The following is a 25,896-nucleotide window of genomic DNA, read 5'->3' on the forward strand; positions in this document are numbered from 1 at the left end:
CCCGCCGATGAGCGGGGCTTCCTCTTATTCTTCTTCTGCGTATTTATTCTTACGTTTAAACTTGCTTAACATTTCATACACGATTGGAACGATGACCAATGTGAGAAGTGTAGAACTTGTTAAACCGCCAATTACGGTAACACCAAGTCCTTTTGATACGATCTGGCTTCCGCCTTCAAAACCTAATGCGAGTGGCAGCAGTGCACCAATTGTCGCAAGTGCCGTCATTAAGATTGGACGTAATCTTGTTGCACCTGCTTCAAGTAACGCTTCTCTTGTTGAGAGACCTTCTTGTTCTTTATGAATCACGCGGTCAATCAAGACAATGGCATTTGTTACAACGATACCGATCAGCATAAGCAATCCAATCATGGCATTTAAGCTGATGGTTTCTTTTGCTATAAACAATCCAGCGAGAGCGCCAATAACTGTAAATGGAAGTGAGAAGAGAATTGCAAATGGTGCAAGACCTCCGCCAAATGTGATGACGAGAACGAGATACACAATGGCAATCGCTGCAAGCATTGCAAGGCCAAGCTGTGTAAAGGATTCTTGGATATCCGCACTTACGCCGCCTGTGTCAATCGTTACGCCGGATTTCAGATCAAGCTTGTCAACTTTCTTCTGAACATCTTGTGTCACACTTGAGACGTCGTCTGTTGTCATGTCACCAGACACTTCTGCGTAGATTTTTCCATCACGTTTTGTCACCGTATTTGCTGTCGTCCCATCTTTTACTTTGACGACATCACCAATTCGGACTTCTTGCCCTGTTGGTGTGGTGATCTTTTTATTTTCTAAATCTTTTTTGTTCTTATATTCATCTTTTTCCGTTTGAAGCTTCACATCAAGTTCTTTGCCGTCCTCTGTGACTTTCGTCAGTGTTGTTTCACTATTTTGAGGTGCAATCGCTTGAGCGATTTGTGAAGCAGTTAGACCTAGTTTTGCCAGTTTTTCTTGATCTGCATTAAACGTATATTCGTCGTATTTCTCAGATAAGCTTGTGCTGACATTTTTCAGGTTTTTCTCATCTTTTAAGATGTTCTCAACATCTTTTACTGTGCCTTCAATATCGCTTGCTTTGTCACCGTACACATAGTACGTCACAGTATTGCTGGCGCCAGCAGATGAGAAGTCTTGTGATTTCCATTCCCCTTTAGACGCTTTGTCTTGCAGGGCTTTGACTACACGATCTTTTTCTTTATCAAAATTCGGTGTGTCCTCGTCATATTGTACGAAGAATAATGCACCGTTAGAGTTACCGCCAACACTTGCTGTCATGGCATTTGAAGAGCCAAGAGAATACTGAACTGTATTGACATGGTCACGTTTCATCAAATATTCTTCAGCTTTTTTCGTTTCATCAATTGCTTGCTCTCTCGTTTGTCCAGGTTCAGGTGTATATGTCACCATCGCCGTTTTCTCTGCTTCCTGTGGTAAGAAGCTGACACCGACAAGTGGTGCTAAGAATAAGCTTCCGACAAGCATAAGAATAGCAATTCCTGATGTGATCCATTTATGGTTGAGTGTCCAATTAAGTACACGTCTATAACCGCCAGCAAGCTTGCTTGGTTTATGTTCTTTTACCTTTTTCGCTGTGCCGTACAGATTCTTTTTAAATAGAGTGTGCGCCATCATTGGAACAATTGTAATGGCGACAAGCAGTGAAGCAAGTAACGCAAACACAATCGTTAAGGCAAATGGGATGAATAGTTCACCAATCATTCCACCTACTAATGCTAACGGTAAGAATACCGCAATTGTCACAATCGTTGAAGACATGATTGGGATAAACATTTCTTTGGTGGCTTCTCTGACGAGTGCCTTGCCTTTTAACGGTTCATCCTTTAACGCCATTCGTCGATAGATATTTTCTATGACCACTATCGAGTCATCGACAACACGCCCGATGGCAACGGTCATAGCACCAAGTGTCATGATATTTAACGTGATATCTAGCTGATTTAATAGTAAGACAGCAATCAACAGAGATAACGGAATGGAGATGACCGAGATTAATGTTGATTTGATATCTCGCAGGAACAAGAGAATAATAATGATCGCAAAGATTGCTCCGATGATCGCCTTGTTCAGCATTGTGCTGACAGACTCTTTAATCGGCTCTGCTTGATCATATGTGGTGCTTACTTTGATTCCTTTGTTATCTTTTTTGAATTTCTCAAGCTCTTTTGTCACTTCTTCTGCAACACTCACTGTGTTGGCATCAGAGCCTTTGACAATTTGCAGACCGATACTGTCTTTCCCATTCGTTCTAGAGATCGATTCTGCCTCTTTGACGACTTTAATATCTGCAATCTCAGACAGCTTGATCGTTGGCAGCTCTACAGATTGACTGCTTGCTGCACCTGTTTGCTGCTGTGCTGCTGCTTGCTGCTGACTTGCACTTCCCGCCTGCTGCTCGGCACCTTGCGCACCTGCGCTGCTAGATGGTGCTCCCGCTCCAGCGCTTCCCGCACCGCCGCCTGCACTTGGTGTAACAGGGATTCGCATGTTTTTCAAATCTTTGACGCTTAAAATATTGCCGTCCACGACAACTGATTTTTGTTTGTTGCCAAATGTGTATAGACCTAATGGTACATTCACATCAGAGCCTTTGATCATGTTTTGGACGGTTTCTTCATCTAAACCGTATTCCTTTAGTTTCTTTTCTTTAAACGAAAATTCTACTTCTTTGATTTGCTGTCCTGAAGCTTCCACAGAAGAGACGCCGTCTAACCCTTGAAGTGAAGGAACGAGGTCATTTTCTACTTTTTGTGTAAGGTCTTGTAATGATTCTTTATCACCTGAGACACTAAGGGCTAGGATTGGAATCGCATTAATACTAAAGCGTGCGATTTTAGGTTTTTCTGCATTTTCAGGGAAATCGATATTGCTAATCGCATCTTCAATTTCCTTTTTTGCTTCATCCATGTCTTTGCTGTAATCGTACTCGATTTGAATAGATGATGCATTTTCAAAAGAATTAGAAGTGACTACGCTGACCCCATTGAGGTTTTGAATTGACTTTTCAATTGGATCTGTCACCTTATCTGATACTTCGTCCGGCGTTGCGCCAGGGTACGTTGTAGAAACCGTAATGACTGGAGTGTTGATATTCGGGATTGATTCTTGTTTCATATTCAATCCGGCATATAGACCAGCAACTGTTACGATAATCGTCATGAGCCATACAGCGAACTTATTCTTTAATACAAAATTGATGATCGAATTCATTATATCCTCCATTTTCCTTTATGTATTGACTGACTGGTCATTCTATATCATAATAAACGGTGATATACAATGCCGTCAACCATTTCACTTGCGTTTGACGTAACATTCTAAAGCTGAAGGGGCCTTATTTCATGAACGAAAAAAAAGAAAAAATCATTAAAGCAAGCATCCAATTGTTTGCGAAAAAGGGTTTTTCTTCTACGACCATTCAGGAAATTGCAGATGAATGCGGAATATCAAAAGGCGCATTTTATTTACATTTCAAATCAAAAGAACAGCTTTTCAACCGAGCGTTTGAATATTATATCGACACTTCGATGCAAACTATCGAAACGATTCGAAAAGAGAATCAGCATCTCGCGCCGAGAGAGATCTTTCAGAAACAAATTGCTGAACAGTTTCAGCACTTTGCTGAGAACAAAGATTTTATCATTCTGATCCTCAGCGAGAACATTATTCCGGAAAACCAACAAATTAAAAAGTATTCAAAAACCGTGAAAAAGCAAATGAATGATGAAATTCAAATTTCCATCTTGACCACTTATGGACAGGAGATCGAACCATATATAACTGACCTGTCAGTCATGATTCAAGGAATTATCCAATCGTATGTGCAGGTTCTGCTTTTACAGGATCAAATGCAATTATCATTTGATGAGCTCTCATCCTTTATACTCGAACGGTTTGATGATTTGGTTCAAGGATTGCTTCGTTCTCAGACGAAGCCGATTTTGAAGCAAACCATTTGGGACGATGAAGCGCCGAGTGCTGCTTCCCTTCAAGAGGAGCTTCGTTTGTTAAAGCTGGAGCATCTGCTTTCTGATGATACCGTTGTATCCATTGAAGTGATTGAAGAAGAGCTGGCAAAAGCTGAACCTCGTAAGCCAGTCATCCAAGGAATGCTGACGAATTTAGAAAAGTGCGAGGACCCTGCTGTTCTAAGAGCAGTGGAACAATTGAGGCTGTTTCTTCAGTAACATAACGTGCTGTTTTTTGATTTAGCTCACCTTTCCCCCTTCGAATGTGCACTTTCGCTTATGCTTCATTATAAGAAAAGTATCTCTAAATTGATATACGGCTGTGGTCCGAATCTATAGTAAGACCCTGTCATTTCAATCAAAAAAAACCGCCTTTTTCATCAGGCGGTTTTTTGCTATTTAGCGTTTTTTGATTTCTTCAAGGAGAATCTTGTTCACCATCGGCGGGTTCGCTTGGCCCTTCGATGCTTTCATGATTTGTCCGACTAAGAAACCAATCGCGCGGTCTTTACCATTTTTAAAGTCTTCAATGGATTGCGGGTTGTTATCAAGTGCTTCTGTGACAAGTTTGAGCAGTGCACCTTCGTCAGAAATTTGGACAAGTCCTTTTTCTTTGACGATTGTTTCTGCATCTCCCCCATTTTCGATGAGCTCTTTGAATACCTTTTTCGCAATCTTAGAGGAAATCGTTCCTTTTTCAATAAGCTTGATCATACCAGCCAGCCCTTGCGGCGTTAGCTTTGTATCGTCCAGCTCTTTTTGAGCAGAGTTTAAGTATGCAGATACTTCACCCATGAGCCAGTTCGATGCTTGCTTCGCCTCTGCACCTTCTGAAATGGTCGCTTCAAAGAAATCAGACATTTCTTTCGTCAGCGTGAGTACCATTGCATCGTATGCAGGAAGGCCAAGCTCATCGATGTAGCGTTTGCGGCGCTCGTCTGGAAGCTCTGGGATGGATGCTCTTACGCGTTCTTTCCACTCATCATCAATGTACAGCTCCACCAAATCCGGTTCTGGGAAGTAACGGTAATCATCAGAGCCTTCTTTAACGCGCATAAGAATTGTCTTTTTAGACGCTTCGTCATAACGGCGTGTTTCCTGCTCGATCAAGCCGCCAGAAAGCAATACTTGCTCTTGACGCTTCTCTTCGAATTCAAGGCCTTTTTGTACGAAAGCAAATGAGTTCAAGTTTTTGAGCTCTGTCTTTGTACCAAACTCTTCACGGCCGATTGGGCGAAGAGAAATGTTGGCATCACAGCGAAGTGAGCCTTCTTCCATCTTACAGTCAGAAACGCCTGTATATTGAATAATGGATTTTAATTTTTCTAAGTAAGCATACGCTTCTTCAGGAGTGCGAATGTCTGGCTCAGATACGATTTCAACAAGTGGTGTTCCTTGACGGTTGAAATCGACGAGTGAGTAACCGTCGCCTGTGTGCGTTAGTTTCCCTGCATCCTCTTCCAAATGGAGACGCGTAATACCGATTCGTTTTGTTTTGCCTTCTACTTCAATTTCAATCCAGCCGTTTTCACCGATCGGTTTATCAAATTGAGAAATTTGATACGCCTTTGGGTTATCAGGATAGAAGTAGTTTTTACGGTCAAATTTAGTATCCGTTGCGATTTCACAGTTCAGCGCCATAGCCGCTTTCATCGCAAAGTTCACCGCTTCTTTGTTCAGTACAGGCAGTACGCCAGGATATCCAAGGTCGATGACACTTGTTTGCGTGTTGGCAGCTGCACCAAAAGGTGTCGGCGAGCTTGAGAAAATTTTCGATTGTGTTTTTAGCTCTACGTGGACTTCAAGTCCAATTACCGTTTCAAAGTTCATTCTGATTCACCCCTTACAGTTCAGGTTTTGCTTTATGATGATCTGTTGCTTGCTCAAAAGCGTGAGCCACGCGGTACACTGTTCCTTCGTCAAAGTGCTTGCCGATGATTTGCAGTCCTAACGGAAGGCCATTTGCAAATCCACAAGGCACACTGATTCCTGGAACGCCTGCAAGGTTAACAGGGATCGTTAAAATATCGTTTGCGTACATAGTCAATGGATCGCTTGTCTTTTCACCAATGTTAAATGCAGGAGTTGGCGTTGTCGGTCCTACAATGACATCATACTTTTCGAAAACATCTTCAAAGTCTTTTTTGATCAATGTACGGACTTTTTGCGCTTTTTTATAGTACGCATCGTAATATCCTGAGCTTAGCGCGAATGTACCAAGCATGATGCGGCGCTTCACTTCGTCTCCGAAGCCTTCAGAACGAGTATTTTTGTATAAATCAATCAGGTTGTCTGCATTATCTGTACGGTAGCCATAGCGGATGCCGTCAAAACGTGCAAGGTTTGCAGATGCTTCTGAAGAAGACAGTAAGTAGTAAGTCGCAAGAGCATATTTAGAATGCGGTAGAGACACTTCTTCCCACGAAGCTCCAAGTCCTTCTAATACTTTTAACGCTTGAAGAACAGACTCTTTTGCTTCCTCGCCAACGCCTTCGCCAAGATATTCTTTCGGCACAGCGATTTTCAGACCTTTGATGTCGCCAGTTAATGAAGAAAGAAAATCTGGGACATCGACATTTGCACTAGTTGCGTCCATTTGATCGACACCAGCAATCGCTTGAAGAACATAAGCGTTGTCCTCTACATTGCGTGTAATCGGACCAATTTGGTCTAATGATGAAGCAAATGCAATTAATCCGTATCTGGATACACGGCCATATGTCGGTTTAAGACCTACAACTCCGCAGAAAGATGCCGGCTGACGAATAGAACCGCCTGTATCTGATCCAAGTGAGAACGGTACTTCACCTGCTGCAACAGAAGCTGCTGATCCACCACTTGATCCGCCTGGAACGGTGTTTAAATTCCACGGGTTTTTCGTCGCTTTGAAGCCTGAGTTCTCCGTAGAAGATCCCATTGCGAATTCGTCCATATTTAATTTACCGATTGTGACTGCTTCTGCGTCTCTTAAGCGGTTCACAACGGTTGCATCATAAATTGGATCAAAGTTTTGTAGGATTTTACTTGAAGCTGTTGTACGCAGATCCTTTGTAACAATGTTATCTTTCACACCGATCGGCATACCGAACAATAGGCCAAGCTCGTCCTTTTCACCAACTGCCTCGTCCAATTCCTTTGCATACGCACGAGCTTTTTCTTCGTCCAGTGCAAGGAATGCTTGTACTTTCCCGTCTACTTCATTGATTCGTTTATAAGACTCGTCCACTAAATCAGAAACAGACAGTTCCTTTTTATGTAAAAGCTCTTTTAATTCAGAAATTTTGTGATCAAACAGTGACATGTCTCGGGCCTCCTTTAGTCCAAAATTGATGGCACACGAATATAGCCGTCTTTATGATCAGGCGCGTTTTTGACGACTGCCTCAATGGAAAGACCTTTATTCGGAACATCTTCTCTCATGACGTTTTTCATTTTTAATACGTGTGTAGTAGGTTCAACGTTTTCCGTATCTACCTCGTTTAACTGCTCTGCAAATGAAATGATGCTATCAAGCTGTTCTGTAAACATCTCAGCTTCTTCTTCTGTAATCGCAAGCCTTGCTAAATGCGCAACGTGCTTGACTTCTTCTATTGAAATTCTTGACATGCAGGTTCACCTCCAAAAATGATGCGTGATCGTGGTCATGATCATAAGTCATATACACTTTATCATATCAAATTTTACTGTTCTAAAGCAACTTTACGCAGGTGCGGTAAAAGGTCCGTTCTTTTGAAACGTCTTTATGATCAAATCGATAAAAGAAATATTCATCAGGTGACTTTTTATTTTTCAGAAAATTTTTACTTTTGATTATTTTTGTAATCGCTTACATATTGATTCTTATCATCGATCGGTACATTTTTTCTTCAAAATGAAGAGGTTTAGGCAGGTTGATCACTTGGGAATACTCTGTTAGGTTAAGTAACCATAGCAGTGAGCGGGACAGTCAAACAAAAAAGCTGCCATCGCACTTCTGTATATTTTGATTGAGGTGATGTCAAATTAATACGAAAAAGGTGAGAACACAAAATGAGTATTGAAGTTACAATTTCCTTATCTATTTATTTTATCGGGATGCTTGCCATTGGCTGGTATGCATTCAGGAAAACACATGATTTAAATGATTATATGCTTGGCGGACGCGGGCTTGGTCCATTCGTTACAGCCCTTTCAGCAGGTGCTGCGGATATGAGCGGATGGATGCTGATGGGTGTGCCAGGTGAAATGTATAAAACAGGTTTATCGACAGCCTGGCTTGCGATTGGTTTAATCGTTGGTGCTTACTTGAACTACCTCATTCTTGCACCTCGTTTACGTTCTTATACAGAAATTGCGGATGATGCGATTACGATTCCTGATTTCTTTGATAAACGATTCAAAGGATCATCTGCTTTATTAAAAGCTGTGTCAGCCGTCATCATTTTAATTTTCTTTACGCTGTATACATCGTCTGGGATGGTATCAGGCGGACGTTTATTTGAGTCAGCATTCGGTGCTCACTACATGTTTGGACTGATCTTAACATCAAGTATTGTCATTTTGTATACATTGTTCGGCGGATTTTTGGCAGTGAGCTTAACGGACTTTGTCCAAGGAGCTATCATGTTTTTAGCATTAGTGCTCGTGCCGATCGTTGCCTTTACACAATTAGGCGGACCTGTTGCTACATTCCAAGATATTCAACAGATTGATCCTAAATTGCTAGATATTTTTAGAGGAACGAGCGTCATTGGCATTATTTCCTTCCTCGCTTGGGGACTAGGTTACTTTGGACAGCCGCATATTATCGTGCGCTTTATGGCCATTACGTCTGTAAAAGATTTAAAACCAGCACGCCGAATCGGAATGAGCTGGATGATTATTTCAGTGATTGGATCACTGTCTGTCGGTTTAGTGGGTGTTGCCTATGTTCATGAAACGGGCATGAACCTTGCTGACCCTGAAACCATCTTTATCGTCTTTTCTAAAGTATTGTTCCATCCATATATCACTGGATTTTTACTTTCTGCGATTTTAGCTGCGATTATGAGTTCAATTTCGTCTCAGCTGCTTGTCACAGCAAGTGCAATGACAGAGGATTTATACAGAACGTTCTTTAGAAAAACAGCTTCAGACAAAGAGCTTGTCATGATTGGCCGGATGTCTGTACTCGTTGTCGCTGTGATTGCCTTATGCCTTTCACTTAACCCAAGTGACACCATTCTTGATCTTGTCGGTTATGCATGGGCAGGATTTGGTTCTTCATTCGGTCCAGTCATCTTGCTTTGCCTATACTGGAAACGAATGAATCATCATGGTGCCCTAGTTGGGATGATCGTTGGTGCAGTTGTGGTTCTGACATGGATTACGACAGGTCTCAACCATGTCACAGGTATTTATGAAATGATTCCAGGCTTTACGCTAAGTGGTTTAGCTGCCATTATTGTGAGCTTATTGACAAGTAAGCCGTCAAAAGCATCAAAACAGCTATTTAACAAAATGGAAGATCATCTTGAGGAAGAAACAAAATAAAGAATTGAAGAGTCATCTGCCCTATGCGGATGACTCTCTTTTTAAATAAAATAAAAAGCTTTTCTTTCTTCAGAAACTGAATAAAATAAGAGTTGTGCAGCCATATGGGCTGTGAGAAGATCATATACATGTTGTGAAACGTACATGAAGTGAAAGGAGCGATACGCATGTTTTGGACAATTGAATGGGATACAGTCTTAAAATTAGCCGTGGCCACCTTAATCGGGCTGATTATCGGGCTTGAACGAGAGCTGAAGAAAAAGCCCCTCGGCTTAAAAACGTGTATTGTCATTGCTGTCAGCTCCTGCGTCTTAACCATCATCAGCATTGATGCAGCCTACAATTTCCCTCGAGTCTCTAAGCTTCAAATGGACCCACTCAGGTTACCGGCGCAAATTATATCTGGTGTTGGTTTTATTGGAGCAGGTGTGATTCTTCGAAAAAGCAATGATGTCATCTCAGGTCTCACGACTTCTGCGATGATCTGGGGAGCAGCAGGACTTGGGGTTGCAACCGGTGCAGGATTTTATAAAGAGGCCTTCCTCAGTCTTTTCTTTATTCTAATTAGTGTCGAATTCCTGCCATGGCTCTTCCAGCGGATCGGACCGATTCGCCTGCAGGAAAAAGAAATCCGCATCAGAATGTCTCTTTCTGACCGAAACCGCATGACCGATATTTTAAAAGAAATGAAAGCCCTCAATATTCGCATTCATTCTGTACGAATTGATGATTTAAAAGAAAAAGACTATCCAATCATGGAAGTACGCGTACGTGTGCATAAAGACCGCTATACAACCGATGTGTACTTTGATATTAAAGATCTAGAAGGCGTCGTTGGCGTGAAGTGTGATACGGTGTAGTCATAAAAAACCCCTTGCTATTTAACACAGCAAGGGGTTTCTTTTATCGTGCCAGCTGTTGAAAGTCAAAAGGAGTAATGGGTGTTTTTTGCTCAATTTCCTTTCGAAAACATGACAGCATGGCTTTTTCGTCAGAAGTCAATGTTTGGAGATCAAATGCTTGATGTAAAAGCCCATAAATAAGCATATGACGCAGCATGAGAAAATCAGGGATTGTTGCCAGCCACGCGTCATCAAGCTCATTCTCCTGTCGATAGCCTTTTAGAAAATGACTCATAAATTCTGCCGTAAATTCAGCTTTATCATCATATGGAATCACTGGATACCAAAGAACATTATATAGCAAAATACTAATATCATTGATAAACCAGTGATATCCAATATCATCAAAATCGAATGCGATAATCTCTCCTTGATGATAATGAAAGTTCCCGTGATGCAAATCGGCATGCACCAGCCCATACACATCCTTCGAAATTCGGAGTTGGTGAAGCTTTTGCATCAATTCATCTTTTCTTCGAAGCACAACCGTTTGATCAGACGGAATATATTGATCAAGCTTTAATTGCTCCTCTTCATACCACTCTTGACGCTTATAGAGAGGATCTTCTACTTGATATTGTTTTGTTATTTGATGCATTCGTCCTGTATAGGACCCTAACGCTTCAAACAGCTTCCCATTCCAATCTCCTTCATTCACTTTTCTCCCCGGTGCTTTTTCATACACACGGAGTAAAAATGCGCCTCCGGCTTGATCAGGAATGGTTTCAACGTCTTTTCCTCTTGCTGATGAAATCGGCTTTGCTACGGAAATACCATGATGAGACAGGAATCGAAGCCAGTCCATTTCTCCTAAAATATATGTGGGTGAGCGACGAATGGTATGGGTGATTTTTAATATATAATTCTCCCCATTCATTGCCTTATATTCATACACATAATTTTCTGCATCGGCTAGAAATGTCACTTGGTCAAGCTGAAAGTCATACAAGTGAGCCGCTTTCTTTAAGACTTTCTGTTCATCGTATCGTGCTTTTACTTCTTTATGCATGCTGATTCTCCTTTTATCGTCTTTTTAAATGTTCTTGACGGTAATCAGCATTATACGAGCATCAACATACCTGCCTTTCTTCTTGGTTTCTACTAATATTTTGACAAGAGTTTGGAAATCCCTCTTATTTAGTCATATATATGAACAGTCGGTTCTTTGTCCTCAGCATTTTTCGTGATCAGGGCTTCTTGTTGATCAGAAGATGTGATGTTGATTTCAATATTGGTACTCTTGTAGTAATCCATGACTTCTCCGGTTAAATATTGTGTGAAGGCTACGACTTCCGTTTTTCCATAGAACTGCATTGGAATTTCGATTTTCATTTTTTGCAGGTTGCCGTTTTTGTAAAAGCCTTTTCCTACAACACCAGTGTAATTCGGGAAGTAATCTTCTACCTTTGTCTTGAAGCGGTCAAATCGCTCTGAATCATCTTTGTAGCTGCTTTTCGCACTATCTGAAGGGAAGAATACATTCTCCTCTTTGATCGTATCCCAATTTCCGATATCAGCGGAGCCTGCTTTCACATCTGTTTTGGCGATAAAGTTACCTGGAACGATAGATGATTTTGGTGCTTGCTTATAAAGGGCAATCATGACAGGCACTTTTTGCAGTCCGTCCATTTGACGAATTCGCTTGATCACTTGTTCAGCGATTTTTTCACCCTCTGCCAAAAGTTTCTTTGAATTTTTCGATGAATCGATGGTCACCTCTTGTTGCGGGTCACCGATCTTTTCACGGTAATAATAAACAGAATTCAGCGCAAGACCAATGACAACTCCGCCAAGCTGTAAGCTGTTTTTGTCTTTTCGAATTAAGTAATTATGCTCTAGCATTGAAGCTAAGTAAATTGGACTATTTTCATTTTTAGACTTTGTTGAACCTGAGTTTGGAAGAGCAGGATTTAAGCCTAGATTCTTAAAGTCTTTATCTTCTTTTTCTGCCTTTTTCAGATCACTGCCTGTTTTTTTGCGCGCCAGCCAGCTGAGAACGGTGTCCTCATCTAAATGCTGTCCTTCTTGGAATAGATAGTCGTTTGTATTAAATGACTCTGTTGCAAGGCGCATAAGTCCTGTTTCAAATTCATCAATGTCCAAGCGTGTATTGAGACGCTCCGCTGTTAGACCTCTAGCAGCTCCTTGTTTAAACGGCAGCACCATTTTGTAATAGGAGTCTGAGATATTGTACATCGGGATGATGGCTGTTTCCTTTGTTTCCTTCGTTTCATCCGTTTTTTGTGTGACCTCTTCCTCTTCCTTTCCCCCAAAAGGTGCACACGCTGACAATACCAGTGTGAGCATTGTCAGCAGCAATAACAACTTTTTCAATAGAAAACACTCCTCTTATTTCTTTAGCTCCTCGAGCATTTTAGCTTCGTCCCAAATTTCAATATTGAGTTCTTCTGCCTTTGTCAGCTTACTTCCCGCTGCTTCTCCGGCAATGACTAGATCTGTTTTTTTACTCACACTGCCTGCCAGCTTTCCGCCTAATGCTTCGATTGCTGCTTTTGCATCGTTTCGAGCCATTTCTTCTAATTTTCCTGTCAGCACAATGGTTTTTCCTGCAAAGTAGGAATCACTTTCTTCTGCTTTTACCGGCTTTGGCCCTGTGTAGGTCATATTGACTCCGAGCTCTTTTAGTTCGTTCAGCAGATCGAGTATTTCTTCTTTCTCAAAGTACGTGACGACGGCATCAGCCATTTTTTCACCGATTTCGTCGACTTCAAGTAATTGTTCTTTCGTCGCTTGCTTTAATTGATCGATGTTTTCGAAATGCATCGCCAAGGTCTTTGCCGCTTTTGAACCAATAAATCGAATACCGAGTCCAAATAGTAACCGCTCAAGAGAGTTTTCTTTCGATTGTTCAATTGAACGCAGTAAATTGTCGACAGATTTTTCGCCCATTCGTTCAAGCTGAATGAGCTCTTCTTTCGTTAATCGATAAAGGTCAGACACACGAGAAACGAGCTGTTCCTTGAAGAGCTGTGTAATGACCCGCTCGCCAAGTCCATCAATATTCATTGCATTACGAGAAACGAAGTGAATGAGCCCCTCACGTATTTGGGCAGGACATTCTGGGTTGATGCATCGCAAGGCCACTTCGCCTTCGATTCGCACCAGCTCACTATGACACTCTGGACATTCAGTTGGCATGTGAAACGGCTTTTCTTCGCCTGTACGCTGATCAACAAGGACACCTGCGACTTCAGGAATAATATCCCCGGCTTTTTTCACAATCACTTGATCAAAATAGCGAATATCCTTTTCTTTGATCAAATCTTCATTATGAAGAGATGCACGCTGCACTGTCGTCCCTGCTACTTTGACAGGCTCAAGAATCGCTGTTGGTGTAATCACGCCTGTACGTCCGACACTTAGTTCAATATCAAGCAGCTTCGTTACGACCTCTTCAGCCGGAAACTTATACGCAACCGCCCAGCGCGGGCTTTTTGCCGTGAAGCCGAGTTCTTCCTGCTGAGCGAGTGAATCGACTTTAATAACGATTCCATCGATTTCATATGAAAAATCGGCACGCTTTATTTTTAATGTTTCAATGAGGTCGATGACTTCTTCGATCGTTTGACACATCCGTCTTTCTTTGTTTGTTTTAAAGCCAAGTTCGTCGAGAAAATCAAGTCCTGCGCTTTGCGTTTCAACACCAATTTCATCAAGCTCCGCTATACTGTAGACGAATATATCAAGGTTTCGTTTCGCTGCAATTTTCGTATCAAGCTGACGAAGTGAACCTGCAGCCGCATTACGCGGGTTTGCAAACGGCTCTTCTTCGTTTTGTATTCTTTTTTCATTTAATGCTTCAAAAGAAGGTTTTGGCATAAATGCCTCGCCTCTCACTTCAATCGACAGAGGGCGTTTGATTTTAAGAGGGATGGAACGAATCGTTTTGAGATTTTCAGTAATATCCTCACCCGTTGTTCCATCGCCGCGCGTCGCTCCTCGGACAAACACGCCATTTTCATAACGGAGAGAAACAGCGAGTCCATCAATTTTCAGCTCGACATTGTATGCGATATCGTCACCGACTGCTTGACGAACCCGGCGGTCAAAATCAAGAAGGTCCTGTTCATTAAACGCATTCCCAAGGCTGAGCATTGGTGTGCCGTGACGCACTTTTTGAAAGGCGTCTAAAACAGCGCCGCCTACTCTTTGTGAAGGAGAATCCGCTGCTTTTAAATCAGGGTGCTCTTCCTCCAAAGAGATCAGCTCACGCATCCGCGCATCATATTCAGCGTCAGGAACACTTGGACGATCAAGTGTATGATATTCGTAGTTGTATTGATTCAAAATCTGGTGCAGTTCCTCGATCCGGCGTTTCGCTGCTTCTTTATCCATCTGCTTCTTCCTTTCAATTCATCCGTTTTGTCAGTCCTATCAGTTTATTGCTTCTCGATTGGTGCAAATGCTGCGAGAAGACGCTTAATGCCTGTAGGGCTTGGGAACGCAATATCAAGCTCTGTGCTGTCTCCGCTGCCTTTCACACTCACAACCGTACCAACGCCCCATTTTTTATGGACCGCTTTATCGCCCACAGCCCAGCCAATACTGCCGCCGCCTGTGTTTTGAATGGTTTGTGTTTGCGGACGTGAGACAGGTCCCCGTCTTTGCGGTCTTTCTCTTGTTTGGCCAAACGGTGTTTTTGTTTCTTTTTTCTCATTTAGGTTGTCCAATAAATCGGCTGGTATTTCTCGAATGAATCTTGATTCAAGGTTCATGTTCGTCCGGCCGAAAAGTGTTCTCATTTTCGCACTTGATAAATAAAGCTCTTCTTCAGCCCGTGTGATGCCTACATAAGCGAGGCGGCGTTCTTCTTCCATCTCTGCATCTTCCATTAATGAACGGCTGTGCGGGAAGACACCTTCCTCCATTCCCATTAAGAAAACAACAGGGAATTCCAAACCTTTTGCAGCGTGAAGTGTCATTAAGATGACGGCATCCTGATCTTCTTCTTCATTTTCATCCAGCTTATCAATGTCTGCGACGAGGGCGAGATCTGTCAGGAAGGTCACAAGTGACTTGTCCTCATTCTGTTCTTCAAAGTTCTTCGTGACGGATAGAAACTCGTCAATATTTTCTAAGCGGCTTTGTGCTTCAATCGTTTTTTCGAGCTTCAGCGCTTCACGATAGCCTGTTTTCTCTAGGATTTCTTCTGTTAATTCTGTGACAGATAAATAATCCTGCATGTTCGTCATTTGATCAATGAGCTGTTTGAACTCATCAAGCGCATTGGCTGCTCGTGCACTCAGTCCAATGAAATCCACCTGACCAAGTGCTTCAAACATAGACAGGTCATTCATCTCCGCATATGCTGCAATTTTATCAACAGATGTCGCACCGATTCCGCGCTTTGGTACGTTGACAATTCGTGCAAAACTAATATCGTCATCTGGGTTTGCCACTAGGCGTAAGTATGCCAAGATGTCCTTGATCTCTTTTCTGTCATAGAACTTCGTGCCGCCGACAATGTTGTATTGAATGTTGGCTTTCATTAACGTTTCCTCTATGACACGAGACTGGGCATTTGTGCGGTAAAGGATCGCAAAATCGGATAATTTACGCTTTCCGCTTTGATGAAGCTGACGAATCTTTCCTGCGACAAATTGTCCCTCACCGAATTCATTATCTGCACGGTAATAGGCTATCTTCACGCCTTCATCATTTTCTGTCCAAAGATTTTTTGGCTTTCGGTTTGCATTGTTTTGAATCACCGTATTTGCAGCATGCAAAATGCGTTTCGTCGATCTGTAATTTTGCTCAAGCAGAATCACTTCACTGGATGGATAATCTTTTTCAAAGGAGAGAATGTTTGTAATATCCGCTCCGCGCCAGCGATAAATAGACTGATCCGAGTCACCGACAACACATATATTTTGAAAACGCTGCGCGAGCAGTTTCACAAGCATGTACTGCGCTCTGTTCGTATCTTGATACTCATCCACATGAATGTATTGGAATTTCCGCTGATAGTGCTCTAACACTTCAGGGATGCGCTCAAATAGACGAATTGTCATCATAATTAAATCATCAAAGTCGAGTGATTGGTTTTTGAGCAAACGCTTTTGATAATCTGTATAGACATCGCTGACCACTTGATCATAGAAATCACCGGCTGTTTTGGCGTATTCCTCTGCATCAATGAGTTCGTTTTTTGCACTGCTGATCGACCCTAAAATGCTGCGTGGATCGAACTTTTTAGGATCGATGTTCCGTTCTTTTAAAATGTTTTTAATGACTGAAAGCTGGTCAGATGTGTCTAAAATAGAGAAGTTGCGATTCACACCAATGCGGTCAATATCGCGTCTTAAAATACGGACACACATGCTGTGGAACGTAGAGATCCAGATGTCATCTGCGCCAGGCCCTAAAATAGCCTGGACACGTTCACGCATTTCACGTGCTGCTTTATTTGTAAATGTAATCGCTAAAATGTTCCACGGCGCCACATGCTTTTCTGCCATTAAGTAGGCAATTCGATGTGTGAGCACCCGTGTCTTCCCGCTTCCTGCTCCTGCCATCAACAATAAAGGACCGTCTGTTGCTTTGACTGCTTCTTTCTGTGCGTCATTCAGCCCTTCTAATAGATGATTCGATATTTCATTCATTCCATTCACCGCCAATTCGAACTTACGTTCTATTTTAACCCGTTTCGTCTTATTTGACTATGATGACTTTTTGACTGCATCCACGGTCTTTAATGCTTCTTTGAAATTGTCATAAATGACGTTTCCTACAACCACGACGTCTGCATGCTGGGAGAAGTCTTTTGCCTGCTTAGCGTTCTCGATGCCGCCGCCATAAAAAAGAACTGTTTCATCAAGCACTGCTTTTGTTTCTTTGACAAGCTCTATGTCTCCAAGCGTTCCGCTGTATTCCAGATAAAAAATGGGCAGCTTCATCAAATGCTCTGCCACTCTTGCATACGCCCTGACGTCATCGATATCCAGCGCTGTATTTGCCTCTGTGAGCTTGGCCGCTTTACAATCTTCATTTAAGATGACATAACCTTCAGGCACAATCTCTTCCATTGACATCAAATCACCGAATTCCTTCATCGCGTCCTTATGAAGCCCGACAATCCAGTCAGGGTGAGTACTGTTTAAAACGGTCGGGATGAAATACAGATCAAAGCCCGGCACAATCATCTCATGTGTGGAGATTTCGAGCACACATGGCACTAGAAAGCGGCGGACCTTTGACATCAATTGAAGCACGTTGTCCTCTGTCACATGATCACTTCCGCCAATCAATATGGCATCCGTCCCAGATTCGCAAATCGCTTCTAGCTGTTCATCGGAAATTTCTTTATTTGGATCGAGTTTAAAGACATGCTTCCACTCGGTAACATCATACATGAAAAACGTTCCTCCATTCGTTTCATTCCATTTAAATATTATAACAAAATCAGTGACCGCAAAAAATGGGTAACCTCCTTCAGTTAAAAGTTTCATTCTTTTGAAAATGGGTGGCGTGATTTAAAGATTTAGAAACAAAAAAGCAGATGCTAAGCATCTGCTTTTTTATTAAATGAACATAGTTTTTTTATTTTTCAAGTGGAGCAACTTGTGCTGTTGGTGCACCACATAGCAAGAAAAAGCCAAATAATACTGGAGGTGATACCGCAATTCCAGTTAAAGTTAGAAACCCTAGAACACTTAACCATTCACCTTTTTCAATAGCCTTTTGAACCTGATTTAAAGCACCCTTAGTAATACCAAGAGCATCTTCAAGACAACGTTGAACAGTGTTTTTTTGTGTAGTAGCAATACCTTTTTGTTGATTCATATAGTTCGCAAAAGCGATCATGCCTTCTTTTTGATAAACTGGGTATGAAGCTTTTTCTAATTCCTTTTCGTTAACAACATAACCTGCTTCATCATCAAATACTAGAATTTTAGTAAAGATATACTCTATTTCAGCTACAGATTTTTCAATTTGTTCTTTTGTTAATCCTTTCAATCCAGCCTCAGGATTTACTGAATTTTCAGCTGATGCTACTGGCACTATTGTTGCAATAGAAAGTAATAAAGCCAGTGTGAATACAAATAATTTTTTGATCAATGTACAAACTCCCCTTTTCTTTAAAATAACCATAAATTTGATTTTATGGTTATTTTTGATAATAACATATAGTTTTAGTTTAGTTTTCGTTTTAAGGTAGAAATAATTTGTTTTTACATAAATAGTGTTAATTCGACTTTTTTCGCAAGAATTATGAGACTGTTAAAATCACAAATGAGATTCCCCAAGTTAATACTCCAAATAAAATAAAATATTTTAGAAAAAGTTCAAAATTAGTGAGCTTCCTCTCATTTCTAGTTTTCTTAAGTCTCCAATAAAAAGCATATGCGCACAACACAAGTACTATATGGCTCAGTTCAGACATTTTTTCAAAAAAATACAAATCCGCCATTTATCATTCATCTCCAATATAGTTAATTTATCCCTTTAAAGTATATACAAAGATACATTCGTTGCACATCCTGCTATGTTCTTAATTTTAGTTTATTATAATAATTGATATTCTTTAATTTACCTTCGATACCCATTCATAATTTCAAATCTCGTTAATTAGCTAACGTATTCGTTTAACAGTAAAATGAAGCAGGTGACCCCATTGAAAAGAACAATTACATATGAACAAAGTATAGATATCGGATACATCTATATCACCCCGCAATCGGAGCGTTTGAAAATCAAAGAAACCATTGAATTAGATGTCAATGAATGTATCAATGTAGATATCGATAAAGAGGACCGAGTGGCTGGATTGGAGTTATTTGCAGAAGAATCCGAAGTGCTGCGGAACGCTCCGGTTTATGAGGATCATCTTTCTTTACGTTTGACGGATCAGGAAGTTCTCTCAACCTATCATCTGTCAGGCGTTGAATTCCAATTCTCGACACCTGATCACAAAAGGCTGATCGGTTTTACCATTGTCGATCCTCTTCGCTATAACACCACAAGAAAAAACCGTTTTGATCTTTCAAAACGGTTTTTTTCAAACTATTGTCTCGCTTCATTAAAATAATGGACGGATGTCATGGCCCCTTCGTCGACCATCTTGTTGTCTTGGATATCTAATGGATTTGGGTGGCCGGCTTTTTCAGGAACCTTTTCATCTGACCGGAACATGCTTGCCCATTTTTTCAGATGCTGTTTATTTTTTACCGCTAATAACACAGCTCCTCCAACCCCTAATCCTGCAAGTACATACGCATTTGGACGCTTATTCATGTATGTTCCCTCCCCTTATGATCTTATTTGTAAGTTACCCCGCCTTTTCATTTCTAAACGTCACAATATGTTGATGTGGTTTCTCTTTTTATGAAAAGTGGAATAACAACAGCAATGAAAGAGAAAAGAGGGGATCTTCATGACCACAACCTTAATGATCATCGGCACATTGCTAATCATTTTTTTGATCATCCCAATCATTCTATTGATCTGGATTTGGATGAGGGATGAAAAACAAGAAGAACATTCAGTTCTGCGAAATTATCCGGTCATTGGCAAGCTGCGGTTTATCTTTGAAAAAATAGGACCTGAGCTTCGCCAATATCTGTTTTTGAATGACCGAGAGGAGCTGCCCTTCTCAAGAAGAGAATACGAGCAGGCGGTCATGTCAGGAAAGTACAAAAGCCGGACGATGGGCTTTGGATCAAAACGTGATTTTGACAAGCCAGGCTATTACATTCGAAACGTCCTGTTTCCAAAGCAGCGAGATGAACTACGAATCGATCAATCTGAAAAAATCAAAACGAAAGTGTATCAAATTGATCAAGACAATTTACTGCGAAGAAGTGAACATTTCAAAGAAGTCGAAGCAAATCCTTATTTTCTCCATCAAGAGGATGTACAAGTCATTGGCGAACACACATGTCAAAAGCCTTTCCATGTGAAAGGACTGATCGGTCAATCCGCTATGAGCTACGGCTCCTTAGGCGACAGGGCCATTACCGCTCTATCCTCAGGATTAAAAATGGCCGGCGGTACGTGGATGAACACAGGTGAAGGCGGGCTTTCTCCTTATCACCTCAAAGGCGGCGCAGATATCATTTGTCAGATTGGGCCCGGTTTATTTGGCGTTAGAACAGAGGATGGCGCATTTTCCTTTGAAGAATTCAAGAAAAAAAGCGAGCACGAGGAAGTCAAAGCCTTTGAACTCAAGCTGGCACAAGGAGCAAAAACACGCGGCGGTCATATTGACGGCGAAAAAGTAACGGAAGAAATTGCGAATATCCGTAAATTACCGCCTCACCAATCCATTGACAGCCCAAACCGCTTTGAGATGTTCCACTCCATTCCTGACATGTTTGATTTCATTGAGGAGCTGCGGAGTATAGGCGGAAAGCCAGTTGGAATCAAACTTGTTGTCGGACATAAAGAAAATATTGAAGAGCTTGCCAGCTATATGAAAACAAGCGGGAAACACCCTGATTTCATTACAGTTGATGGCGGAGAAGGCGGTACAGGGGCATCCTTTCATGAATTGGCGGATTCCGCAGGGCTGCCAATTTTCACGGCACTCCCTATGGTTCATCAAATTTTGAAAGAATACGGTGTCAGAGATCAGGTGAAGCTCTTTGCTTCTGGCAAGCTTCTCTCGCCTGATAAAATTGCGATTGCCCTTTCAATGGGAGCTGACTTTGTGAATATTGCTAGAGGTCTCATGTTTTCAGTCGGATGCATTCGCGCCCAAGTCTGCCACACGAATAAATGCCCAGTCGGGGTCGCCACAACTGATCCAAAGCTGCAAAAGGGTTTATCGATTGAAGAAAAAAAATACCGAGTGTGCAATTATATCCTGTCTCTTAGAGAAGGTTTATTTAACTTATCCGCAGCTGCGGGAATAGAATCGCCTATTCATTTTAATGAAAAACATATTATTTTTAGACAAGAGAATGGCGAGACAAGCGAAGTGCCGATGTTCTCAGGCACACAGCCATCTGTCTAGCTTGAAAAGGTGCGGAAACGCACCTTTTTTTATTAACATTTTCGTATAAAGTTAGCAAACAGTAGAGTTTAAGAAAATCATCTCAAACGAAGATAGCATCTCCTATGAGGGAGAAAGATGATTTATGGGCGAGCTAAATTAAAAAAACAGGGACCATTTATCAGTCCCTGCCCGCTTTTCATAAAAAAACTGCAAACAAGTCCATTTTTCGTGAAAAGGATTGTTTACAGTGAAAGTTGCTTTATTTTGTTTCGTTATTTTCCTGCTGTTCGGCTACGCGGTCAAGTGCCATCGTATAGGCATCGTTGCCGTAGTTTAAGCAGCGTTTGACACGTGAGATAGTTGCAGTGCTTGCACCTGTTTCCGTCTCAATTTTATGATACGTGTTTCCCTCGCGAAGCATACGTGCTACTTCAAGACGCTGTGATAAAGATTGGATTTCATTGATGGTACACAAATCATCAAAGAATCGATAACATTCTTCCAGGTCTTTAAGGGATAAGATGGAGTTGAATAACTGATCTAAACTTTTGCCCCTTAATTTATCAATTTGCATCTTAATACATCTTCTCCTTTACTATTGCCACACCGCTTTGCACGATCTTCTTCTAAGAAAGCGGTATCTTTCCTGACTAATTTTTTTAAAACCTCAGCAATGAGCTTTGAACAGATCATGACAGGTTTGGTTCTACGCTGAAAATGCCGTCAGGTTCTTTCGTAAGCCGAAGCTTCTTTATCGTAAACAAATTCGACAAGTTCTGTCATTTTCCTTGTATGACAATCTGACAAACTTGTTTGCTTCCTGTATAAAGATGACTTCTGCTTGGTTAGGTCTTCTGCCCTAATATATAGACTTTGCGAAAAGCTCAGCGAGACCCACAAATATGCGCCCCGCCTTGCTCGATCATTCAAAATATGCTGGCCGGTCAGCGTAACCGACAGAATCATTTTACAATTAGAGTACTTCATTCGTCATGTCAAAGCCCTCTGCTTTGTCAACAGCTCCACATAAGATCATGATCACTTACATGGCAGTGAAGAGAACCATAGCTCACTTCTGCCCTATAACAGCATTCAGAAATGCGGCAAAGATGATACAGCTCCACTCTGTTATATTTTAACGCATTATAGACGGAAAGAGTACAGTTTTTTTCATGACATCAAATATTCCTCTTGGTGTCACTCGAATATACGGCAAATGTGTACTTTGGAAAAAGACAAGTGTATCAATTGGGCAGTCAAATGGATAGCCGCGCTCAATGAGCAGCTCGCGTAATGTTTGTTCCTGCTGAAGAACAGTCTCAAATGGTTCAGCCGATGCACAGCCTGATAATTGCAGCGGGATTTCATGCAAAATTTTCCCGTTCTCTGTGAGGACGATTCCCCCGCCAATTTCTTTCATCCGCTTATGTGCCAGCATCATATCGTCTTTATTTTTCCCGATTACTAAAATGTCACCCGTGAGCGAAAATGAGCTGACAAAGCCTTGCACTTTGTTTGCGAATCCTTTTAGCATCGTATTCACACGCCACTCGCCTTTTCGGTCAATCAGGCTAAAGAAGCTTTGATCATGATCACATGACAGCTGGTTGATTGAGTTATCAATTTCCACTGTATAAGGCTCCATGATGACGGCATTTCTCATCTTCACACCTAGCGGCATAGAGAATTGCAAATCACTCATCGTCAGATCATACCCCAAATCTAATGGAAGAAGCCCGCCATTTTCCCATTTTGTTTCTTGGAATTGATGCTGGTTCTCGCCATCTAATTTGAGGATAACCCCTTTAGATATGACCGTTTCAGGATTTGGGTTCATTGGATCATCTAAAATATTCAAAGAAGCCAGCCGTCCAGGACCGACAACGCCTAATAAGTCATCAATTTGATGGTATTTTGCAATGTTAAATGTCGCCATATTATACGCATCGATGATCGGCACGCCTTCTTCAAGGGCGATCGAAATCAAGCGGTTAATCATGCCTTCCTCATAAAAGTGAGGAGCAGCACCATCTGTTGTATAGAAAAAGTGGTCATAGTGTCTAAAATCACGCTCATGCAATTCTCTTAAAATATTCACTAAATCTGGGCGGATGGAAGAATGCCGCAATGAAACATGATAGCCAAGGGACAATCTTTTTAACACATCGTCCGCATTCATCGCTTCATGATCACTGTCCGCGCCAAACAGCTTCATTTTTGTTAGCGTTTTCTCAGAAGCTCCAGGGAAATGCCCTTCAATTCGTTTTCTCTGCTTCTTCGTTTCTTGCATGCAATATAAAATGAGATCATCACCGTCCATCAATCTTGGCCAGCTTGTTAATTCACCGCCTTGAAGGACGTCAGGATGATCAATCCATTCCTTCCGGTAGTTAACTGGCAGCATCTCATCTTCATATCTGACTTCCGTTTGAAGATCGTATCTGGACCACCAGAAATATTGAAATGGCTGCTTTTTTAATTCACACAAAGTGGAAAGCGCTTTCTTTTCATTGCTTTGCAAAAGAAGAAATAAGTTATCGCTGACCATTGTTGTTGTGCCAAATTGAGACACATATTCTGCAAGTGATTGGGGATTATAAATATGGAATGGGTGCGCGTGAGGCTCTATATACCCAGGCACAATGTATTTCCCTTCACAATCAATCACACGTTTAGCTGATTTATTTTGAGGAAGCTCTGCTCCGACATAAACAATTCGATCATCATGTATCCAAATATTTGCCTTCACCCATTGCTTCAAAAACGGGTTAAGCACGAGTCCATTCGTTAAAAGGAGTGTTGGAACTATTTTTGAGTCGACTACATCGATTTGTGTGCGGATGTCATTATTTCTCCAATTAAAAGTACGTTCGGACATTCACATACTCTCCTTCATTTGTATTAGCCCTATCGTAACATAACGAACCACGTTACGCATTAATGAAACGTTACAATTTCTTGAAATCACACTTAAAATAATTTAAAAAAGGAGATTCACCTTCAATGAAACCTAATCTCGGCTTAATGGAAGCGCTCATTAGAATTGCCTGCGGAATGACAATATGTACTGTAGCTGGATCCTTATATGCTAGAAAACCATGGAGTAAAATGCTTCTTTTTAGCATCATGTTTGGCGGTATGAAACTAGGATCTGGCATTCTTCGTTTTTGTCCAGTGACATATATGTGTGAGCAGCAGGACACACATAAAGAGAAGGCTGAGTAAGGCAGCCTTCTTTTTTATGTTCATTTCATCTCATTCCGCTGCTTCACACCATTCGACCATTGTCCCTGCGATAATTTCTGCTGCTTCTATCACATGCTCAATGTCGATAGATTCATTCGGAAAATGGGCAAGCTCTGTTGTTCCAGGTCCAAACACGATAATGGGAATACCTGCTGCCTGTGACAGTAATCCGCCGTCAGTTCCCCAAGGGGCGGCTTCGACCTTCGGCGGCTGCTTCATGACCGCTTCATATTGTTCCTTCAATAAACCTAAAAGCGGATGATCCGTATCGATTGAACCCGGAAGCCATCTTGCACCAAACCATTCGACCTCAACAGGATGCTCTTGGAACCATTCATCTTTTTCTCCGAGTCCTGCCATCCAATTTTCTAGTTCCTTTTCTGCCTGTTCTACTGTCTCACCCGGCATCACCCCGAGCCTGCCTTCCATTGTGACAATGTCTGCTACAGAGGATGGCCAATCACCGCCTTGAATTTTCCCGACATTGATCGGAATCGGAATTGGGATATGCTGAAACAGCGGCTCCGTGATTCGCTGATTTCTTTCTTCTTCTAATGCCGCTATATGTGAAAGGACAATCGTGCTCTTTTCTATAGCAGAAACGCCGTGATATCTTGTTCCGCCATGAGCAGCCCTTCCTTTAATATGCAGTCTGAACCATTTAGATCCTTGCTGAATCGGAAAGATTTTCATATGACTTGGCTCTGGGATGATGGCTGCATCTGCTGTATATCCTCTCAGTATGGCTGCAAGGGTGCCTGCACCGCCGCTCTCTTCTTCAACAACACTATGAAACACGACATCTCCCTTCAGCGGAATCTGAAGTGCATGCAGTGCCTCAAGTGCAAAGAGTAAAGAAACGTTTCCACCTTTCATATCTGTTGCCCCGCGTCCATAAAGTCTCCCGTTTATGATATGCCCGCTGTAAGGCGCATATGTCCATTGTTTGTGATCTCCTGCTGGGACAACATCCACATGCCCATTTAATAAAATAGATTTGCCGCCGCCTTTCCCTTTCAATCGTCCGGCGACATTAGGACTTCCTTTAAAAGAACGCCTCGGGGAATAAAAATACGGATGGTTCAGCAAGTCATCTCCGCCAATGTCCCATACGTCAACATCAAAGCCAATGGCAGAAAGTTTATTTGCTACGATTTGCTGTACCTCTTGCTCATTTCCTTGTGTGCTGTCACATTGCACCATTTGCTGAAGAAGCGTCACGGCTTCCTCCTTATGCTCTTTCATCCAGTTACTGATACGTGTGGTTGGCTGCAAGTCGGTCATCCTT

20 protein-coding genes are annotated in these 25,896 nt (G+C 41.7%); 6 read left to right on the forward strand and 14 right to left on the reverse strand.

What is annotated here, in order from left to right:
- Positions 1-24: 24 nt before the first annotated feature.
- Positions 25-3,234 carry an efflux RND transporter permease subunit gene (locus AMR95_RS05950; RefSeq protein WP_058837831.1) on the reverse strand — a complete coding sequence of 1,070 codons (3,210 nt, stop codon included), beginning with the start codon at positions 3,232-3,234 and terminating at the stop codon, positions 25-27.
- A gap of 131 nt (positions 3,235-3,365) precedes the next feature.
- Between AMR95_RS05950 and AMR95_RS05955 the strand changes: the two genes are divergently transcribed.
- Positions 3,366-4,211 (forward strand): TetR/AcrR family transcriptional regulator, encoded by an 846-nt coding sequence (locus tag AMR95_RS05955; protein WP_039176996.1) that lies wholly within the window; start codon positions 3,366-3,368, stop codon positions 4,209-4,211.
- A 180-nt stretch (positions 4,212-4,391) separates the two neighbouring features.
- On the opposite strand, the gene gatB is transcribed toward AMR95_RS05955, so the two are convergent.
- Genes gatB through gatC form a run of 3 tightly spaced genes read right to left on the reverse strand, consistent with a single transcriptional unit; the run spans position 4,392 to position 7,598 of the window.
- Positions 4,392-5,822: an Asp-tRNA(Asn)/Glu-tRNA(Gln) amidotransferase subunit GatB gene (gatB, locus tag AMR95_RS05960; protein WP_024424551.1), complete on the reverse strand. Its 1,431-nt coding sequence runs from the start codon at positions 5,820-5,822 to the stop codon at positions 4,392-4,394.
- 13 nt (positions 5,823-5,835) lie between these two features.
- Positions 5,836-7,293 carry an Asp-tRNA(Asn)/Glu-tRNA(Gln) amidotransferase subunit GatA gene (gene gatA / locus AMR95_RS05965; RefSeq protein ID WP_041116096.1) on the reverse strand — a complete coding sequence of 486 codons (1,458 nt, stop codon included), beginning with the start codon at positions 7,291-7,293 and terminating at the stop codon, positions 5,836-5,838.
- A gap of 14 nt (positions 7,294-7,307) precedes the next feature.
- A complete protein-coding gene (gene gatC / locus AMR95_RS05970) occupies positions 7,308-7,598 on the reverse strand; it encodes an Asp-tRNA(Asn)/Glu-tRNA(Gln) amidotransferase subunit GatC (RefSeq protein WP_024424549.1) in 291 nt (96 codons plus the stop codon).
- A 423-nt stretch (positions 7,599-8,021) separates the two neighbouring features.
- Between gatC and putP the strand changes: the two genes are divergently transcribed.
- Positions 8,022-9,503 carry a sodium/proline symporter PutP gene (gene putP, locus AMR95_RS05975; protein ID WP_058837832.1) on the forward strand — a complete coding sequence of 494 codons (1,482 nt, stop codon included), beginning with the start codon at positions 8,022-8,024 and terminating at the stop codon, positions 9,501-9,503.
- 167 nt (positions 9,504-9,670) lie between these two features.
- On the forward strand, positions 9,671-10,363 hold the full coding sequence (locus AMR95_RS05980) for an MgtC/SapB family protein (RefSeq protein ID WP_024424547.1): 693 nt from the start codon (positions 9,671-9,673) through the stop codon (positions 10,361-10,363).
- 43 nt (positions 10,364-10,406) lie between these two features.
- On the opposite strand, the gene AMR95_RS05985 is transcribed toward AMR95_RS05980, so the two are convergent.
- The 6 genes from AMR95_RS05985 to AMR95_RS06010 all read right to left on the reverse strand — a co-directional run bounded on the left by AMR95_RS05985 (position 10,407) and on the right by AMR95_RS06010 (position 18,484).
- Positions 10,407-11,414, reverse strand: coding sequence for a phosphotransferase enzyme family protein (locus tag AMR95_RS05985; RefSeq protein WP_058837833.1), 1,008 nt, complete (start codon positions 11,412-11,414; stop codon positions 10,407-10,409).
- A 128-nt stretch (positions 11,415-11,542) separates the two neighbouring features.
- On the reverse strand, positions 11,543-12,739 hold the full coding sequence (locus AMR95_RS05990; RefSeq protein ID WP_039176984.1) for a CamS family sex pheromone protein: 1,197 nt from the start codon (positions 12,737-12,739) through the stop codon (positions 11,543-11,545).
- Positions 12,740-12,754: 15 nt separating this feature from the next.
- Positions 12,755-14,761, reverse strand: a complete 2,007-nt coding sequence (ligA, locus tag AMR95_RS05995; RefSeq protein WP_058837834.1) for an NAD-dependent DNA ligase LigA — start codon at positions 14,759-14,761, stop codon at positions 12,755-12,757.
- A gap of 44 nt (positions 14,762-14,805) precedes the next feature.
- Positions 14,806-17,028: a DNA helicase PcrA gene (pcrA, locus tag AMR95_RS06000; RefSeq protein ID WP_058837835.1), complete on the reverse strand. Its 2,223-nt coding sequence runs from the start codon at positions 17,026-17,028 to the stop codon at positions 14,806-14,808.
- 57 nt (positions 17,029-17,085) lie between these two features.
- Complete coding sequence (locus AMR95_RS06005) at positions 17,086-17,778, reverse strand: heptaprenylglyceryl phosphate synthase (protein WP_039176977.1); 693 nt, start codon at positions 17,776-17,778, stop codon at positions 17,086-17,088.
- 187 nt (positions 17,779-17,965) lie between these two features.
- Positions 17,966-18,484: a hypothetical protein gene (locus AMR95_RS06010; protein WP_058837836.1), complete on the reverse strand. Its 519-nt coding sequence runs from the start codon at positions 18,482-18,484 to the stop codon at positions 17,966-17,968.
- Positions 18,485-19,040: 556 nt separating this feature from the next.
- Between AMR95_RS06010 and AMR95_RS06020 the strand changes: the two genes are divergently transcribed.
- Entirely contained in the window at positions 19,041-19,454 is a 414-nt protein-coding gene (locus AMR95_RS06020) for a DUF2283 domain-containing protein (protein WP_058837838.1), read from the forward strand.
- Here the strand turns inward: AMR95_RS06020 and AMR95_RS06025 are convergent.
- A complete protein-coding gene (locus AMR95_RS06025) occupies positions 19,430-19,660 on the reverse strand; it encodes a hypothetical protein (RefSeq protein WP_058837839.1) in 231 nt (76 codons plus the stop codon). The genes AMR95_RS06020 and AMR95_RS06025 overlap by 25 nt on opposite strands.
- Before the next feature lie 139 nt (positions 19,661-19,799).
- Here AMR95_RS06025 and AMR95_RS06030 point away from each other — a divergent pair, with 139 nt between their 5' ends.
- The gene (locus AMR95_RS06030) at positions 19,800-21,380 is read left to right on the forward strand and encodes an FMN-binding glutamate synthase family protein (protein WP_058837840.1); all 1,581 of its coding nucleotides are present in this window, start codon (positions 19,800-19,802) and stop codon (positions 21,378-21,380) included.
- Between the two features lie 241 nt (positions 21,381-21,621).
- Here the strand turns inward: AMR95_RS06030 and AMR95_RS06035 are convergent, their stop codons facing one another.
- Together AMR95_RS06035 and AMR95_RS06040 are read right to left on the reverse strand one after the other, a co-directional pair.
- Complete coding sequence (locus AMR95_RS06035; RefSeq protein WP_024424524.1) at positions 21,622-21,936, reverse strand: YerC/YecD family TrpR-related protein; 315 nt, start codon at positions 21,934-21,936, stop codon at positions 21,622-21,624.
- 561 nt (positions 21,937-22,497) lie between these two features.
- The gene (locus AMR95_RS06040; protein ID WP_041087099.1) at positions 22,498-24,240 is read right to left on the reverse strand and encodes an adenine deaminase C-terminal domain-containing protein; all 1,743 of its coding nucleotides are present in this window, start codon (positions 24,238-24,240) and stop codon (positions 22,498-22,500) included.
- Between the two features lie 125 nt (positions 24,241-24,365).
- Between AMR95_RS06040 and AMR95_RS06045 the strand changes: the two genes are divergently transcribed.
- On the forward strand, positions 24,366-24,587 hold the full coding sequence (locus AMR95_RS06045; RefSeq protein ID WP_024426689.1) for a YgaP family membrane protein: 222 nt from the start codon (positions 24,366-24,368) through the stop codon (positions 24,585-24,587).
- A gap of 30 nt (positions 24,588-24,617) precedes the next feature.
- On the opposite strand, the gene AMR95_RS06050 is transcribed toward AMR95_RS06045, so the two are convergent.
- On the reverse strand, positions 24,618-25,883 hold the full coding sequence (locus AMR95_RS06050) for a peptidase (RefSeq protein ID WP_058837841.1): 1,266 nt from the start codon (positions 25,881-25,883) through the stop codon (positions 24,618-24,620).
- Positions 25,884-25,896: the final 13 nt, after the last annotated feature.

It is taken from the genome of Bacillus sp. G1(2015b) (genome assembly GCF_001482475.1).
Lineage (GTDB): Bacteria > Bacillota > Bacilli > Bacillales > Bacillaceae > Bacillus > Bacillus safensis.

Coding starts and splice junctions, on each gene's coding strand:
- AMR95_RS05950 (WP_058837831.1), bottom strand. CDS start 3,234: ATGAATTCGATCATCAATTTTGTATTAAAGAATAAGTTCGCTGTATGG.
- AMR95_RS05955 (WP_039176996.1), top strand. CDS start 3,366: ATGAACGAAAAAAAAGAAAAAATCATTAAAGCAAGCATCCAATTGTTT.
- gatB (WP_024424551.1), bottom strand. CDS start 5,822: ATGAACTTTGAAACGGTAATTGGACTTGAAGTCCACGTAGAGCTAAAA.
- gatA (WP_041116096.1), bottom strand. CDS start 7,293: ATGTCACTGTTTGATCACAAAATTTCTGAATTAAAAGAGCTTTTACAT.
- gatC (WP_024424549.1), bottom strand. CDS start 7,598: ATGTCAAGAATTTCAATAGAAGAAGTCAAGCACGTTGCGCATTTAGCA.
- putP (WP_058837832.1), top strand. CDS start 8,022: ATGAGTATTGAAGTTACAATTTCCTTATCTATTTATTTTATCGGGATG.
- AMR95_RS05980 (WP_024424547.1), top strand. CDS start 9,671: ATGTTTTGGACAATTGAATGGGATACAGTCTTAAAATTAGCCGTGGCC.
- AMR95_RS05985 (WP_058837833.1), bottom strand. CDS start 11,414: ATGCATAAAGAAGTAAAAGCACGATACGATGAACAGAAAGTCTTAAAG.
- ligA (WP_058837834.1), bottom strand. CDS start 14,761: ATGGATAAAGAAGCAGCGAAACGCCGGATCGAGGAACTGCACCAGATT.
- pcrA (WP_058837835.1), bottom strand. CDS start 17,028: ATGAATGAAATATCGAATCATCTATTAGAAGGGCTGAATGACGCACAG.
- AMR95_RS06005 (WP_039176977.1), bottom strand. CDS start 17,778: ATGTATGATGTTACCGAGTGGAAGCATGTCTTTAAACTCGATCCAAAT.
- AMR95_RS06025 (WP_058837839.1), bottom strand. CDS start 19,660: ATGAATAAGCGTCCAAATGCGTATGTACTTGCAGGATTAGGGGTTGGA.
- AMR95_RS06030 (WP_058837840.1), top strand. CDS start 19,800: ATGACCACAACCTTAATGATCATCGGCACATTGCTAATCATTTTTTTG.
- AMR95_RS06035 (WP_024424524.1), bottom strand. CDS start 21,936: ATGCAAATTGATAAATTAAGGGGCAAAAGTTTAGATCAGTTATTCAAC.
- AMR95_RS06040 (WP_041087099.1), bottom strand. CDS start 24,240: ATGTCCGAACGTACTTTTAATTGGAGAAATAATGACATCCGCACACAA.
- AMR95_RS06045 (WP_024426689.1), top strand. CDS start 24,366: ATGAAACCTAATCTCGGCTTAATGGAAGCGCTCATTAGAATTGCCTGC.